The organism is Frigoribacterium sp. ME-P-080 (assembly GCF_030209595.1).
Lineage (GTDB): Bacteria > Actinomycetota > Actinomycetes > Actinomycetales > Microbacteriaceae > Frigoribacterium.
The window spans coordinates 152,175-166,185 of the sequence record NZ_JARVRR010000003.1 but is presented as its reverse complement, the minus strand read 5'-3'; the positions used below and the strand labels follow the sequence as shown (position 1 = coordinate 166,185).

The following is a 14,011-nucleotide window of genomic DNA, read 5'->3' as shown; positions in this document are numbered from 1 at the left end:
AGCGAGACCGCGGAGCGTTCCGCGGGTTCGACCGAACACATGGGAGCACACCAGTGGCCAACGTCCTCGAGAAGGTCCTCCGCGTCGGCGAGGGCCGCACGCTGCGCAAGCTGAAGGCCTACGCCAAGGCGGTCAACGAGCTCGAGGACGACTTCACGACCCTCACCGACGACGAGCTGCGCAACGAGACCGTCGAGCTGCGCGAGCGGTACGCGTCGGGCGAGTCGCTCGACGACCTCCTGCCCGAGGCGTTCGCCGCCGTCCGCGAGGCGTCCAAGCGCACCCTGGGCCTCCGGCACTTCGACGTGCAGCTGATGGGTGGCGCGGCCCTGCACCTCGGCAACATCGCCGAGATGAAGACCGGTGAGGGCAAGACGCTCGTCGCCACCACGGCGGCGTACCTGAACGCCATCGCGTCGCGCGGCGTGCACGTCATCACGGTCAACGACTTCCTCGCCAGCTACCAGTCCGAGCTCATGGGGCGCGTCTTCCGGGCGCTCGGCATGACGACCGGGTGCATCCTGTCGGGCCAGACCCCGGCCGAGCGTCGCGAGATGTACGCCGCCGACATCACGTACGGCACCAACAACGAGTTCGGCTTCGACTACCTCCGCGACAACATGGCCTGGCAGGCGCAGGACATGGTGCAGCGTGGCCACTTCTTCGCGATCGTCGACGAGGTCGACTCGATCCTGATCGACGAGGCCCGCACGCCGCTGATCATCTCGGGCCCGTCGTCGGGCGAGGCCAACCGGTGGTTCACCGAGTTCGCCACGGTCGCCCGGCGCCTCGTCGCGGGCACCGACTACGAGGTCGACGAGAAGAAGCGCACCGTCGGGGTCCTCGAACCCGGCATCGAGAAGGTCGAGGACTACCTCGGCATCGACAACCTGTACGAGTCGGCGAACACCCCGCTCATCTCGTTCCTCAACAACGCCATCAAGGCCGACGCGCTGTTCAAGCGCGACAAGGACTACGTCGTCATCAACGGCGAGGTCCTGATCGTCGACGAGCACACGGGTCGCATCCTCAGCGGTCGCCGCTACAACGAGGGCATCCACCAGGCCATCGAGGCGAAAGAGGGCGTGACGGTCAAGGCCGAGAACCAGACCCTCGCGACGGTCACCCTCCAGAACTACTTCCGCCTCTACAAGAAGCTCTCCGGCATGACGGGTACGGCCGAGACCGAGGCCGCCGAGTTCATGAGCACCTACAAGCTCGGCGTCGTGCCCATCCCGACGAACCGTCCGATGCAGCGCATCGACCAGACCGACCTCGTCTACAAGAACGAGACGAGCAAGTTCGACCAGGTCGTCGAAGACATCGTCGAGCGGCACGAGAAGGGCCAGCCCGTGCTGGTCGGCACGACCAGCGTCGAGAAGAGCGAGTACCTCTCGCGACTGCTCGCCAAGAAGGGCGTCAAACACGAGGTGCTCAACGCCAAGAACCACGCTCGAGAGGCCGCCATCGTGGCCCAGGCCGGTCGCGCCGGCGCCGTGACCGTCGCCACCAACATGGCCGGTCGCGGGACGGACATCATGCTCGGCGGCAACGCCGAGTTCCTCGCCGTCGCCGAGATGAACGCCAAGGGTCTCAGCCCGGTGGACACCCCCGACGAGTACGAGGCCGCGTGGGACGACGTCTTCGCCGCCCAGAAGGCCGCCGTGCAAGAAGAGGCCGACAAGGTCATCGACGCCGGTGGGTTGTACGTCCTCGGCACCGAGCGCCACGAGTCGCGTCGCATCGACAACCAGCTGCGCGGTCGGTCGGGTCGTCAGGGCGACCCCGGTGAGAGCCGTTTCTACCTGTCGCTGACCGACGACCTGATGCGCCTGTTCAACTCGGGCGCCGCCGAGTCGTTGATGGGTCGCGGCAACGTGCCCGACGACCTCGCCATCGAGAACAAGATCGTGGGGCGGGCCATCCGCTCGGCCCAGTCGCAGGTCGAGTCGCGCAACGCCGAGATCCGCAAGAACGTCCTCAAGTACGACGACGTCCTCAACCGTCAGCGCGAGGCCATCTACGGGGACCGTCGCCACATCCTCGAGGGCGACGACCTGAAGGACCGCAGCCAGAAGTTCCTCGAGGACGTCGTCAACGAGGTCATCGACCAGCACACGGGTGACGGCAGCCCCGACGACTGGGACCTCGACGCCCTCTGGACCGAACTCGGCACCCTGTACCCGATCTCGATCACCATCGACGAGGTCATCACCGAGGCCGGCTCGAAGGGCAAGGCGACCCGGGCGTTCCTCGGGCAGGAGATCCTCTCCGACGCCAAGGTCGCCTACGAGGCGCGCACCGAGACCCTCGGCGAGCCCGCCATGCGCGAACTCGAGCGTCGGGTCGTGCTGTCGGTCATCGACCGTCGCTGGCGCGACCACCTCTACGAGATGGACTACCTGAAGGACGGCATCGGTCTCCGCGCGATGGCCCAGCGAGACCCGCTCGTCGAGTACCAGCGCGAGGGCTACGCCCTGTTCCAGAGCATGATGGGGCAGATCCGCGAAGAGACCGTGGGCTTCCTGTTCAACCTCGAGGTCGAGGTGCAGGGCCAGGTCGGCGCCACCGAGGCACCGGTCATCGCGGCCAAGGGGCTCGAGGCCGAGAAGCAACCGCAGGCCCAGCTGGCCTACTCGGCTCCCAACATCGACGGCGAGGTCGAGGTACGCAACCAGCGCGGTCAGCTCGAGAAGGGTGCGACCGCGAAGGCCCAGAAGGCTCAGGACGAAGCCGAGCGTTCCGATTCGCCCGAGATCGCGGCGGCTCGCGCCTCCGGTGGCCCGGCGGCACGGCAGGCCGACGACGGCAAGGTCGGCGCCTTCGGCCAGAAGACCGGCGACGGCGAGGCTCCGGTGAACCGGGCCGAGCGTCGGGCGGCCGGTAAGAAGACCCGCTGATCCCGTCGTCCGAACGACGATCGACGCGCCCCCGAGCCTGGCTCGGGGGCGCGTCGTCCGTCGGCGGTGACCGGGCCGACCGTCAGAGCACGTGCACGGCCGCTGCTCTCCACCGGCTGTCGTAGGTCTCGAGTCGGACGGCGACCGCTCGGCTCCGAGCGCGGCCGTGCACGACGACGACGGATTCGATCACCCCGTCGGCGGGCGAACTCGACCGGATGCCGCCGATCGTGAACACCGGTCGCCGAGCACGCATGCCGTGTGCGGACCGGGCCCGGGCGGCCAGGACGACCCGCTTGTGCAGGGTCCGGAAGACGTCCTCGGTGACCCACCGCGAGACCTGGTCGAGTTCTCGTGCCCCGGCCAGGATCTCGAGGACGCAGCGGACCAGGTTCTCGACGAGCAGGTCCGGATCGTCCGGGAAGGGGGACCCGGACGAGGTGCCGGCCGGAGGGACGGTCCGGACGAGGGGTCGGGGACCGGACGGTCGACCCTCCGCAGGCCCAGCGCCGGGGCCGGGGACGGTCGGGCCCGGGTCCGCGAGCGGCGGAACGGGTCTCAGGTGCGGCCGAGGTGGTGCGGTGGGCCCCTGGGGCTCGACGAGGGCGAGGGCGTGGTGGTTCGAGGGCATGGGCAGTCTTCCTGTTCACGTGCGTCCGGGCATGACTAGAAGATATGACATGTGAGATTGCAAAACCAGACCGACTCGACGGTCTGTGGAGAAGCGGTGGTCGGGTCCTCCCGCCGGGGAGTGGCCGACGTCGCCGGACGGACCGTCGACCTAGACTGGGCGGGTGTCGACGCTCAGTGATCTCGTTCTCGCCCAGGGCCTCTCGAGCGAGGTGGACGTCGAGTGGTTGCACCTGCTGGTGGGGGACTGGCAGCTGCTCGCCGACCTCGCCTTCGCGGACATCGTCCTCTGGGTCCCCACGAAGGCCGACGGCTTCGTCGCCGTCGCCCACGCCCGGCCCTCGAGTTCGGCCACGCTCTTCTACCGCGACTTCGTCGGACAAGAGGTGCGGCCCGAGTGGCGCGAGCAGATCGAGCAGGCGTTCACGACGACCCGCATCGTCGACTCGGCCGCACCCGACTGGTACGAAGAGACGCCCACGCGCGTCCGGGCCGTGCCCGTGCTCCGCCGCCTGGGGGCCAGCCGGCCCGACGTCACCGACGCACCGATCGCGATCATCACGAGGCACACGAACCTCAGCGAGGCGCGCACCCCGAGCCGTCAAGAACTGACCTTCAACCAGTGCTCCAACGACCTCTTCGCCATGATCGCCGCCGGCGACTTCCCCGACCTGGGGGCGCCGACGGGTCCGCGACGGGGCGCACCCCGCGCCTCCGACGGGCTGCTGCGCCTCGACGTCGACGGCATGGTCACGTTCGCCAGCCCCAACGGCCTGTCGGCCTTCAACCGCATGGGGTTCGCCGGCGAACTCGAAGGCGAGTCGCTGGCCGAGGTCACTACCGGCCTGCTCGCGGGCAAGCTCGTGATCGACGAGTCCCTGCCGTTGGTCGTCACGGGCCGGGCGCCCTGGCGCACCGACATCGAGGCGCGAGGGGTCACGGTGTCGTTGCGCGCGATCCCGCTGCGTGACCGCGGTGAGCGCGTCGGGGCGATCGTCCTCTGTCGCGACGTGACCGAGCTGCGTCACCAAGAGCGCGAGCTGATCACCAAGGACGCCACGATCCGCGAGATCCACCACCGGGTCAAGAACAACCTGCAGACGGTCGCCTCGCTGCTGCGCATCCAGGCACGTCGCACCCACACCGACGTCGCCCGTGAGGCACTGACGCAGGCCATGCGCCGAGTGCAGTCGATCGCCGTCGTGCACGACACGCTGTCCGAGGGGCTCAGCCAGAACGTCGACTTCGACACCGTCTTCGACCGGGTCCTCATGCTGATCGCCGAGGTCGCGTCGAGTCACAACACGACGGTCCGCCCCACCATGACGGGCAGTTTCGGTGCCCTGCCGAGCGAGTACGCGACGCCCCTGGCCCTCGCCCTGACCGAACTCGTGACGAACGCCGTCGAGCACGGCCTCGACGGTCGCGACGGCGAGGTCGAGATCGTCGCCGACCGTCGGGCCGAAGAGTTGACGGTCAAGGTGCGCGACAACGGGGTCGGGCTGCCCGAGGGCAAGGTCGGCTCGGGGCTCGGCACCCAGATCGTCCGCACGCTGATCCAGGGCGAACTCGGTGGCACCATCGACTGGCACACCCTCGTCGGCAACGGCACCGAGGTCACCATCGAGATCCCGTTCCGCTGGCTCACCCAGCCCTGAGCCACGACGGAGGCCGGCGACGACCCCGCCCCGGACGCGACGAAGCCCGGCACCTGCGATCAGGTGCCGGGCTTCGTCATCGGCCCCGAGGGCCGGAGGTCGACCGCAGCGGGCGGTCGACGGTCGATCAGCTGGCGCGGCGGGCGCGGGCCGCGCGGCGCTTGAGCGCGCGACGCTCGTCTTCGCTCAGGCCGCCCCAGACGCCGGAGTCCTGCGAGGTCTCGAGCGCGTACTGCAGGCAGGTCTCGGTCACGGTGCAGCGGCCGCACACGGCCTTGGCCTTGTCGATCTGGTCGACGGCGGGACCCGTGTTGCCGACGGGGAAGAAGAGCTCCGGGTCAGCCTGCAGGCAAGCGGCTTTGTCGCGCCAATCCATCGATGGGTACTCCTTAAAAGTGCAGAACCAGGCACGTCGAAGCGCCTGGTTCGGGATGGGGAAAGAGAAGAATTCGGGAGGCGCGCACCGCAATGTGCGCGTCACTTCGACCTCGAATATGGTCGCATACTGGTACGGCCAAATCAAGGATTTTTCGGAGGCTCACACGTGACCACAGCAGGCCCGGACGGCGCCCGAGACGAGACCGGTCGGTCTGCCGAGACCCGTCGACCCGCGCTGCTCTGGGTCGTGATCGTGCTGCTCTCCGCCGAGTTCCTGCTGGTCGCCGCCACGGCGGCGTTCCTGCTCGTCGAGCTGCTCGTCGCCCGTCCCGACTCGTACCCGTCGGCCGTCGCGATCTTCGTCCTGACCCTGCTGGCGACCGCCTGGCTCGGGTCCATCGTGATCGGCGCCCTGCGCGGCCGGGCCTGGATCAGGGGAGCGGCGATCGTGTGGCAGGTGCTGCAGTTCGCGGTGGGCATCGGCAGCCTGCAGGGTGTCTTCGCCAACCCGACCATCGGCCTCGCGCTCCTCGTGCCGGCCGTCGCCGTCGTGGTCCTGCTGCTCGTGCCGTCGGTCGTCGCGGCCACCTCGGCCCGCGACTCGGACCCCCACGTCTACTGACCGACCCGCCCGCCGCCGTCGCGAGGCGACACGCAGGAGGCGCGGTACCGGTCCTCGAGACCGGCGCCGTGCCTCCTGCGCTCCTCGTCGCCGAAGGGGTCAGTCGAGGCCGAGCTTCTTGCGGAGCGACGCCACGTGCCCCGTCGCCTTCACGTTGTAGAGCGGCAGCTCGACGGCGCCCTGCTCGTCGACCACGAACGTCGAACGGATCGTGCCCGTCACGATGCGCCCGTAGTTGTTCTTCTCGCCGTAGGCGCCGTACGCCTGGTGCACCGTCAGCTCGGGGTCGCTGAGCAGCGGGAAGTTCAGCCCCTGCTCGTCCTTGAACTCCTGCAGGGCGGCCGGCTCGTCCTTCGAGACGCCCAGCACCTGGTATCCCGACGACTTCAGCGAGTTGATGTTGTCGCGGAAGTCACACGCCTCCGTCGTGCAGCCCGGCGTCGACGCCGCCGGGTAGAAGTACACGATGACCTTCTGCCCCGAGTAATCCGCCAGCGAGACGGGCGAACCGTTCTCGTCGTCGAGGGTGAACGTCGGCGCCGCAGCGCCCTTCTCGAGCTTCGTGGACATGGTGCTCCGATCTGCGGGCGCCGCGGACGGCGCCGGTGGTTCTGAGTGGGTCGGATCTCATGCTAGTGTTGACCGTCGTTGCGAGAGATCGCAGCACGCACCTCTAGCTCAATTGGCAGAGCAACTGACTCTTAATCAGTGGGTTCTCGGTTCAAGTCCGAGGGGGTGCACGGAAGGATTGGGTCCCCCGTGTTCTGCAGTCGCAGAAGCGGGGGATTCTTTCGTCGTATGGGTCTGGTCCGCTCCGCGGACCGCGGCCCACCTCGCACGGGGAACCAGCCGGGCCCGCCAGGTCGCCGTTGCTCGGGGGTGACGTCGCTTCGCTCGTCACGGGGGGATGACATCGCTTCGCTCGTCACGGGGGTGACGTCGCTTCGCTCGTCACGGACGGGGAGCAAGCCGGGCCCGCCAGGTCGCCGTTGCTCGGGGGTGACGTCGCTTCGCTCGCCACGGAGGGTGACGTCGCTTCGCTCGTCACGGGGGGTGACGTCGCTTCGCTCGTCACGGGGGGAGTGAGGTTGCTTGGGTCGTCAGCGGGGGGAGACGGCAGGAGGCGCGGGCGGGACGGCCCGCGCCTCCTGCGCTCAGGGGGTGGCGGGGTTACTGGCCGTCGCGGGGGAGCTGCGAGGCGGCGTCGCGGCCGGTCACGGGGTACGGGCCCGTCATGCCCTCACGGAGGCGGGCGGCAGCCAGGATGCGGTCGCGCTGCAGGTGCCACCCGAGCATCAACAGAGGGATGATCACGACGAGCGACATGACCGTGAACGACCCGATCGGCCAGTCGATCGCCATCAGGACGACGACCGCGGCCAGGAAGGCCAGCGTCAGGTAGCTCGTGACCGGTGCCCCCGGCAACCGGAACGAGGGCTCCTTCGCCTTGCCCTGCTTCGCCCACTGACGCAGTCGCATCTGGCAGAGGATGATCGTGCCCCACGCCGTCAGGATGCCCAGAGACGCGATGTTCAACACGATCTCGAACGCCGTGTTCGCCCCCACGATCGCGTTCAGCACGACGCCCAGCAGGGTGATGCTCGCGGTCAACAGGATGCCGCCGAACGGCACCCCGCCCTTCGACATCTTCGTCGTGAACTTCGGGGCCGAGCCGTTCATGCCCATCGAGTGCAACACGCGGCCGGTCGAGTACAGCCCGGCGTTCAGGCTCGACAGCGCGGCCGTCACGACCACGAAGTTCATGATCGACCCCGCGACGTCGCCCACCTCGGGGCTGCCGATGCTGCCGAAGAACGTGACGAACGGGCTCTCGCCCGCCTTGTACGCCGTGTACGGCAGCAGCAGCGAGAGCAGCACCAGCGACCCGACGTAGAAGACCGCGATGCGGATGATGACCGTGTTGATCGCGCGCGGCACGACCTTCTCGGGGTTCTGGGTCTCGCCCGACGCCGTGCCCACCAGCTCGATCGCGGCATAGGCGAAGACGACGCCCTGCACCACGATCACAGCCGGCAGCAGGCCGTTCGGCAGGATGCCCGACGACGCCACGAGGCCCCAGCCGGTGTCGACCGCGGCACCGTCGTGCGTCACGGGGAACGCCGCCGCGAGCCACACGACGCCGACCACGAGGAACACCACGAGAGCGGCGACCTTGATGATCGCGAACCAGAACTCCATCTCGCCGAAGACCTTCACGGCCAGCAGGTTGACCGAGAGCACCACGGCGAGGGCCACCAGGGCCAGCAACCAGTCGGGTGCCGCGGTGAACGCCGACCAGTAGTGCAGGTACAAGGCGACCGCGGTGACGTCGACGATGGCCGTCATCGCCCAGTTCAGGAAGTACATCCACCCGGCCGCGTAGGCGAACTTCTCACCGAAGAACTCGCGGGCGTACGAGACGAACGACCCCGAGGAGGGGCGGTGCAGCACCAGCTCGCCGAGGGCACGCAGGATGAAGAACGCGAAGACGCCACAGATCGCGAACACGATCGCGAGAGCCGGACCGGCCGAGGCCAGTCGACCGCCGGCGCCGAGGAAGAGCCCCGTGCCGATCGCCCCGCCGATGGCGATCATCTGCAGCTGACGCGGCTTGAGCCCGTGCTGGAAACCCTCTTGCTCGTGCGAGAAGTCTTGCGGGAGGTGCGTCTCGGTGGAGGCGTCGCCGCCCCCGTTCGTGGGACTCGTCATCGGTCGACCGTAGCCCCTATCGGTTTCGCCCGCATCACCGCCGCGAGACGGGCGAACCCCCAGGAGGCGCGGTGCCGATTCACATGCGGGTAACGAATGGGTGACGATCACCAGGCCCGCAGGCATGGGCGACACGCCGGGACACAGGGTGTCCGGGGTACACCCGCGGCGCCGTCGGGCCGGTTCGCAATTCGGATGGACGACGGATGTCGGCTACGGTCGTGGAGGCCCGGGAGACCGGGCCCGTCATCATCAGGACGCGCCGACCGATGGTCCGATCAGTTCGGGTTCCGGTCGTCGTACGGTCTGGTGGCGCGAGGGTCCGGTCCCATGACCGACCCGGCGGAGGACAGGTTCGCCCCGTGGTTCCACGGTGGGCTTGAGCCGACACGGTCCGCACGCGTCGTCGACCCGTTCGCCCGACCCGATCGCCGCCGACGGCGAACCGGCCCGAGCGGCCGGTGCCCCCTCGGCGCGCCTGGAGACACCTGTGACCACTACGCCTGCCGTGCGTGCCCGGAACCTGTACAAGGTGTTCGGCCGCCGACCCAAGGACGCCGTCGCCCGACTCGAGGCCGGCGCCTCCCGCTCCGAGGCCGCGGGCCTCGGCACCGCTGCCGTCATCGACGCCTCGTTCGACGTCCGGCCCGGCGAGATCTTCGTCGTGATGGGGCTCTCCGGCTCGGGAAAGTCGACCCTCATCCGCATGCTGAACGGCCTGCTCGAGCCCACGTCCGGCTCGGTCGAGGTCGCGGGCTCCGCGATCTCGGACGTCCCGGCCAAGCGGCTCCGCGAGGTGCGTCGGCAGAACGTGTCGATGGTGTTCCAGCACTTCGCGCTGCTGCCGCACCGCACCGTCATCGACAACGTCGCCTACGGCCTCGAGGTGCAGGGGGTCGCGAAGGCGGCTCGTCTGGCGAAGGCTCGGGAGGTCACCGAGATCGTCGGACTCGCGGGTTGGGAGGACGAGCTGCCGAGCCAGCTCTCGGGCGGCATGCAGCAGCGCGTCGGCCTCGCCCGCGCCCTCGCCGCCGAGACCGACATCCTGCTGATGGACGAGGCGTTCTCGGCCCTCGACCCGCTGATCCGCCGCGAGATGCAGGAGCAGCTCGTCGAGCTGCAGGCGAAGCTCGGCAAGACGATCGTCTTCATCACCCACGACCTGAACGAGGCGATGTTCCTCGGGGACCGCATCGCCGTCATGCGCGACGGCCGCATCGTCCAGATCGGCACGCCCGAGGACATCCTCACCGACCCCGCCAACGACTACGTCGCCCAGTTCGTGCAGGACGTCGACCGGGCGCGGGTCCTCACGGCGGCCAGCGTCATGGAGCCCGCCCGGGCGGTCGTCCCGCTCACGGTCGGCCCCCGGGGCGCCCTGCGTTCCCTGCGCGACCTCCAGACCGCCGCCCTGTTCGTCACCGGCCGTGACCGCAAGCTCCTCGGCTGGGTGCGCGACCGGCACGTCATGCGCCAGGTCAAGGCGAACGACACCGACCTCGCCGCCATCGTCAACGCGGAGTTCTCGAAGGTCGGGCCCGAGGCCGCGCTGGTCGACCTCTTCGAGTTGGCGGTCGAGAGTCCGCTGCCGATCGCCGTCGTGGACGACGCCGACCGCCTGCTCGGCGTCATCCCCCGCGTGACCCTGCTCGCGGCGCTCGGCAACGTCGACACGACCACCTCGCCCATCCCCGTGCTCGAGCCCGTCACCCGCATCTCGGACGTCGAGCTCGACGCCACCCTCGAAGGAGCCACCCGATGAACGAGTACCTCCGCATCCCCTTCGGCTCCTGGGTCTCGGACGTCGTCGACTGGATCACCACCCACCTGGGCGGCTTCTTCGACGTCGTCCGCCTGGTCTTCACGTTCTTCTACGAGTGGGTCGCGTACTTCCTCGGCGCACCTCCCTTCTGGGCGGTCGTGATCGTGATCGCCGCCCTCGCCTTCGTCGCGAAGGGCTGGAAGTTCTCGCTCGGCACGGCCGTCGGCCTGCTGTTCATCGGAACGGTCAACCAGTGGGACAACGCGATGTCGAGCCTCGCCCTCGTGCTCGTCGCCAGCACGCTCGCCATCGCGCTGAGCATCCCTCTGGGCGTGCTCGCGGCGAAGTCGAGCGTCGCGTCGCAGATCATCCGGCCCGTGCTGGACTTCATGCAGACGACGCCCGCGTTCGTCTACCTCATCCCCGCCCTGCTGCTGTTCCGCGTCGGCGTCGTGCCCGGCATCGTCGCCACCATCGTCTTCGCCATGGCCCCCGGCGTCCGCCTGACCGAGCTCGGCATCCGCGGCGTCGACAAGGAGGTGGTCGAGGCCGGCCAGGCGTTCGGCTCGTCACCGTGGCGCATCCTGCGTCAGATCCAGCTGCCCCTCGCGAAGCCCAGCATCATGGCCGGGGTCAACCAGGTGATCATGCTCTCGCTCTCGATGGTCGTCATCGCCGGCATGGTCGGCGCGGGGGGACTGGGCGGCGACATCGTCGCGAGCCTCAACCGCATCGACGTCGGGCTGGGTGCCGAGGCCGGCATCTCGGTCGTCATCCTGGCGATCGTCCTCGACCGCATGACGGCGGCCCTCGGGTCCGACCGTCACGCCCGACGGCTGGCCCGGGCGCAGAACCGCCGGTCCGTCCCGCCGACCCCGGCTCCCGACCGCGCCGAGGCCGAGCAGCCCCTGCCCCCGGCCGACCGCGGCGAACCCGCGACGGCCTCGGCCTAGACCCCGACCACCTGCGGGACGGGAGCAGCACGTACCCACCCGACCCGCGCCTCCTGCACCACCCGAAAGGAACACATGAAGAAGCGCACCATCGCCGCATCGATCGCCCTCGGCACCACCGCCGTCCTCGGACTGGCCGCCTGCTCGCCTCCCGGCAGCAGCTCGTCGGCCGAGGGCGAGACCCTCGACAACGGCGACCAGGCCGTCGTCGACCTCGCCGTGTTCAACGGCTGGGACGAAGGCATCGCGGCCTCGTGGCTGTGGAAGACCGTCCTCGAGGACGAGGGCTACACGGTCAACCTCGAGCCGGCCGACGTGGCCCCCGTCTACAGCGGGCTCACCACCGACGACTACGACGTCGTGCTCGACACCTGGCTGCCGACCACCCACGCCTCGTACATCGAGCAGTACGGCGACGACCTGACCGATCTCGGCGCCTGGAACGACGGCGCCAAGCTCGCGGTCGCCGTGAACGAGGACGCCCCGATCGACTCGCTCGACGAGCTGGCGGCCAACGCGGACCTGTTCGGCGGCAAGATCGTCGGCATCGAGCCGGGTGCAGGCCTCACGGCCGCCGTCCAGGACGAGACCATCCCCACCTACGGCCTGAGCGACCTGCAGTTGCAGACCTCGTCGACCGCCGCCATGCTGACCGAGCTCAAGAGCGCGACCGACGCGGGCGAGAACATCGCGGTGACGCTGTGGAGCCCGCACTGGGCCTACGACGCGTTCCCCATCAAGGACCTCGCCGACCCCGAGGGCACCCTGGGCGACGCCGAGGGCATCCACTCGTTCGGCGGCAAGAGCTTCACGGCGGACTTCCCGCAGCTGACCGAGTGGCTGCAGGGCTTCGAGATGGACACCGAGACCCTGTCCTCGCTCGAGAACGCCATGTTCAACGGTGACGAGGTCGACGGCGACGACTACGCCCCCGTCGTCGAGAAGTGGATCTCCGAGAACCAGGACTACGTCGACGGCCTCACCAGCTGATCCGATCCGCCTAGGACGTCGCCCCGGCCGAGCCCCGCTCGCCCGGGGCGTCGTCGTACCGGGCGCCCGGCGGGGTGCCGGGGCGGGGCCCGGTGGGTGGGTGACGGAGCCGGGTGAAACCACAGCCGGACGACACCCGACGCACAGCGAACCCCGAGGTCACACCCCGGGAGGCGCGGGTAGCGTCGTCGACGGACGTCACCGAGACGTCGTCGCACCACCCGCACGAGCACCACGAGAGGCACCACCCGTGAGCACCACCGCACCGACCGACGTCCTGAGGAGAATGGCCCGCGTCATCACGCGCACCGTCTCGTCCGACCTCGTCCAGGTGTCGACCCCGGACCGCGTGCTCGGCCACGTCCGAGCCGAGCAGGGCGCCTTCGTCGCGCTGCGCGGCGCCGACCCCCGCTGGGGCGAGGTCGTCGGGCGGTACCCCTCCGAGGGGCTCGCCCTCGAGGCCCTGCGGCAGCGCAAGCGTTCGATCTGAACCGCCGCCGGGCCCGCCCGTCCGTGCGGCGCCACCGATAGGGCGCAACGGGCGCTCGGGGGCTAGACGCCGACGCCCGCGAAGAACGACGTGAGCTGACGCGTGATGCGCTCGCGCGCCTCCTCGTCCGAGATCGTGGCCGAACCGTCTCCGGACTGCTCGCCGTAGCTGCCGAACTGTGCGTGGTTCGACCCGTCGATCTCGACCACCGACGCGCTGCCCGGCAGCATGTCGCGGTAGGACGCGATCTTCGCGGGGGTGCTGAGGCCGTCCTCAGAACCACCGAGGCTGAGGACGGCGAGCTCGTCGTCGTCCGAGAGGTCGGTCGTCGCGCAGTACGAGCCGAGGAGCACCAGGGCGTCCACCGACCTGTCGTCGGCGGCGTACTGACAGGCACGCACCCCGCCGAGCGAGTGACCGCCGACCGCCCACGCGTCGACCTCGGGGGCGAGGTCGGTGAAGGTCGACAGCGGGCGGGGGTCGAGGATGCCGAACCCGAGCGTGGGTCGTTCGACGACGACGGTGACGCCGGTGGCGACGAGGCCCGCGAAGGTCTGTTCGTAGGCCTGCGGGTCGACCCGGGCACCGGCGACGAACACGAGACCCTGGCCGGTGGCGGCCGTCTCGGTCGGTCGCATCACGACCGTGTCGGGTCTGCTCGTCACCTCGACCCGTTCGTCGGCGGACACCGAGGCGAGCGAGGACGCCGTCGCCGACATCGGCGTCTTGGCCCAGACGAAGAACCCCGTGGCGGCGAGCACGACCACGGCGAACAGTCCGAGGGCCACGCCCTTGAGCACGCGTCGTCGCCGGGAGGCGTGACGCCGGGGAGGAGAGGGCGGGGCGGACTCGTGACGGGAAGCTGTGGATCGTCTCACCGTTCCATCGTCCCAGGGGCCAGCCGGGACGGAGCCGTGCG

12 protein-coding genes and 1 tRNA gene are annotated in these 14,011 nt (G+C 69.6%); 8 read left to right on the top strand and 5 right to left on the bottom strand.

The features are described from left to right. Positions 1-53 precede the first annotated feature (53 nt). Entirely contained in the window at positions 54-2,900 is a 2,847-nt protein-coding gene (gene secA / locus QRN23_RS05980; protein ID WP_056046274.1) for a preprotein translocase subunit SecA, read from the top strand. Positions 2,901-2,982: 82 nt separating this feature from the next. On the opposite strand, the gene QRN23_RS05975 is transcribed toward secA, so the two are convergent. Next, complete coding sequence (locus tag QRN23_RS05975; RefSeq protein WP_285062873.1) at positions 2,983-3,531, bottom strand: Rv3235 family protein; 549 nt, start codon at positions 3,529-3,531, stop codon at positions 2,983-2,985. A gap of 163 nt (positions 3,532-3,694) precedes the next feature. On the opposite strand from QRN23_RS05975, the gene QRN23_RS05970 reads away from it, so the two are divergent. After that, complete coding sequence (locus QRN23_RS05970; RefSeq protein ID WP_056046272.1) at positions 3,695-5,188, top strand: sensor histidine kinase; 1,494 nt, start codon at positions 3,695-3,697, stop codon at positions 5,186-5,188. Positions 5,189-5,315: 127 nt separating this feature from the next. Here the strand turns inward: QRN23_RS05970 and QRN23_RS05965 are convergent, their stop codons facing one another. Then, positions 5,316-5,564, bottom strand: coding sequence for a WhiB family transcriptional regulator (locus QRN23_RS05965; RefSeq protein WP_043594001.1), 249 nt, complete (start codon positions 5,562-5,564; stop codon positions 5,316-5,318). A 168-nt stretch (positions 5,565-5,732) separates the two neighbouring features. Between QRN23_RS05965 and QRN23_RS05960 the strand changes: the two genes are divergently transcribed. Further along, complete coding sequence (locus QRN23_RS05960; protein WP_056046270.1) at positions 5,733-6,188, top strand: hypothetical protein; 456 nt, start codon at positions 5,733-5,735, stop codon at positions 6,186-6,188. Positions 6,189-6,287: 99 nt separating this feature from the next. Here the strand turns inward: QRN23_RS05960 and bcp are convergent, their stop codons facing one another. Then, the gene (gene bcp, locus QRN23_RS05955) at positions 6,288-6,758 is read right to left on the bottom strand and encodes a thioredoxin-dependent thiol peroxidase (protein WP_123570409.1); all 471 of its coding nucleotides are present in this window, start codon (positions 6,756-6,758) and stop codon (positions 6,288-6,290) included. A gap of 97 nt (positions 6,759-6,855) precedes the next feature. Here bcp and QRN23_RS05950 point away from each other — a divergent pair. Then, positions 6,856-6,928 (top strand) — tRNA-Lys (locus tag QRN23_RS05950). A 430-nt stretch (positions 6,929-7,358) separates the two neighbouring features. Here QRN23_RS05950 and QRN23_RS05945 read toward each other — a convergent pair. Beyond that, on the bottom strand, positions 7,359-8,897 hold the full coding sequence (locus tag QRN23_RS05945; RefSeq protein WP_056046266.1) for an amino acid permease: 1,539 nt from the start codon (positions 8,895-8,897) through the stop codon (positions 7,359-7,361). Positions 8,898-9,387: 490 nt separating this feature from the next. Here QRN23_RS05945 and QRN23_RS05940 point away from each other — a divergent pair, with 490 nt between their 5' ends. From QRN23_RS05940 to QRN23_RS05925, 4 genes are all read left to right on the top strand, one after another. Continuing rightward, positions 9,388-10,659 carry a quaternary amine ABC transporter ATP-binding protein gene (locus tag QRN23_RS05940; RefSeq protein WP_200412242.1) on the top strand — a complete coding sequence of 424 codons (1,272 nt, stop codon included), beginning with the start codon at positions 9,388-9,390 and terminating at the stop codon, positions 10,657-10,659. Beyond that, positions 10,656-11,612, top strand: coding sequence for an ABC transporter permease (locus tag QRN23_RS05935; RefSeq protein ID WP_285062871.1), 957 nt, complete (start codon positions 10,656-10,658; stop codon positions 11,610-11,612). The genes QRN23_RS05940 and QRN23_RS05935 overlap by 4 nt, the downstream gene beginning before the upstream one ends. A 75-nt stretch (positions 11,613-11,687) precedes the next feature. After that, the gene (locus QRN23_RS05930) at positions 11,688-12,602 is read left to right on the top strand and encodes a glycine betaine ABC transporter substrate-binding protein (protein ID WP_277959963.1); all 915 of its coding nucleotides are present in this window, start codon (positions 11,688-11,690) and stop codon (positions 12,600-12,602) included. 250 nt (positions 12,603-12,852) lie between these two features. Then, a complete protein-coding gene (locus QRN23_RS05925) occupies positions 12,853-13,092 on the top strand; it encodes a hypothetical protein (RefSeq protein WP_148053626.1) in 240 nt (79 codons plus the stop codon). A 62-nt stretch (positions 13,093-13,154) separates the two neighbouring features. Here the strand turns inward: QRN23_RS05925 and QRN23_RS05920 are convergent, their stop codons facing one another. Beyond that, positions 13,155-13,970, bottom strand: a complete 816-nt coding sequence (locus QRN23_RS05920) for an alpha/beta hydrolase (protein WP_285062868.1) — start codon at positions 13,968-13,970, stop codon at positions 13,155-13,157. Between the last annotated feature and the right edge of the window lie 41 nt (positions 13,971-14,011).

Coding starts and splice junctions, on each gene's coding strand:
- QRN23_RS05975 (WP_285062873.1), bottom strand. CDS start 3,531: ATGCCCTCGAACCACCACGCCCTCGCCCTCGTCGAGCCCCAGGGGCCC.
- QRN23_RS05965 (WP_043594001.1), bottom strand. CDS start 5,564: ATGGATTGGCGCGACAAAGCCGCTTGCCTGCAGGCTGACCCGGAGCTC.
- bcp (WP_123570409.1), bottom strand. CDS start 6,758: ATGTCCACGAAGCTCGAGAAGGGCGCTGCGGCGCCGACGTTCACCCTC.
- QRN23_RS05945 (WP_056046266.1), bottom strand. CDS start 8,897: ATGACGAGTCCCACGAACGGGGGCGGCGACGCCTCCACCGAGACGCAC.
- QRN23_RS05935 (WP_285062871.1), top strand. CDS start 10,656: ATGAACGAGTACCTCCGCATCCCCTTCGGCTCCTGGGTCTCGGACGTC.
- QRN23_RS05930 (WP_277959963.1), top strand. CDS start 11,688: ATGAAGAAGCGCACCATCGCCGCATCGATCGCCCTCGGCACCACCGCC.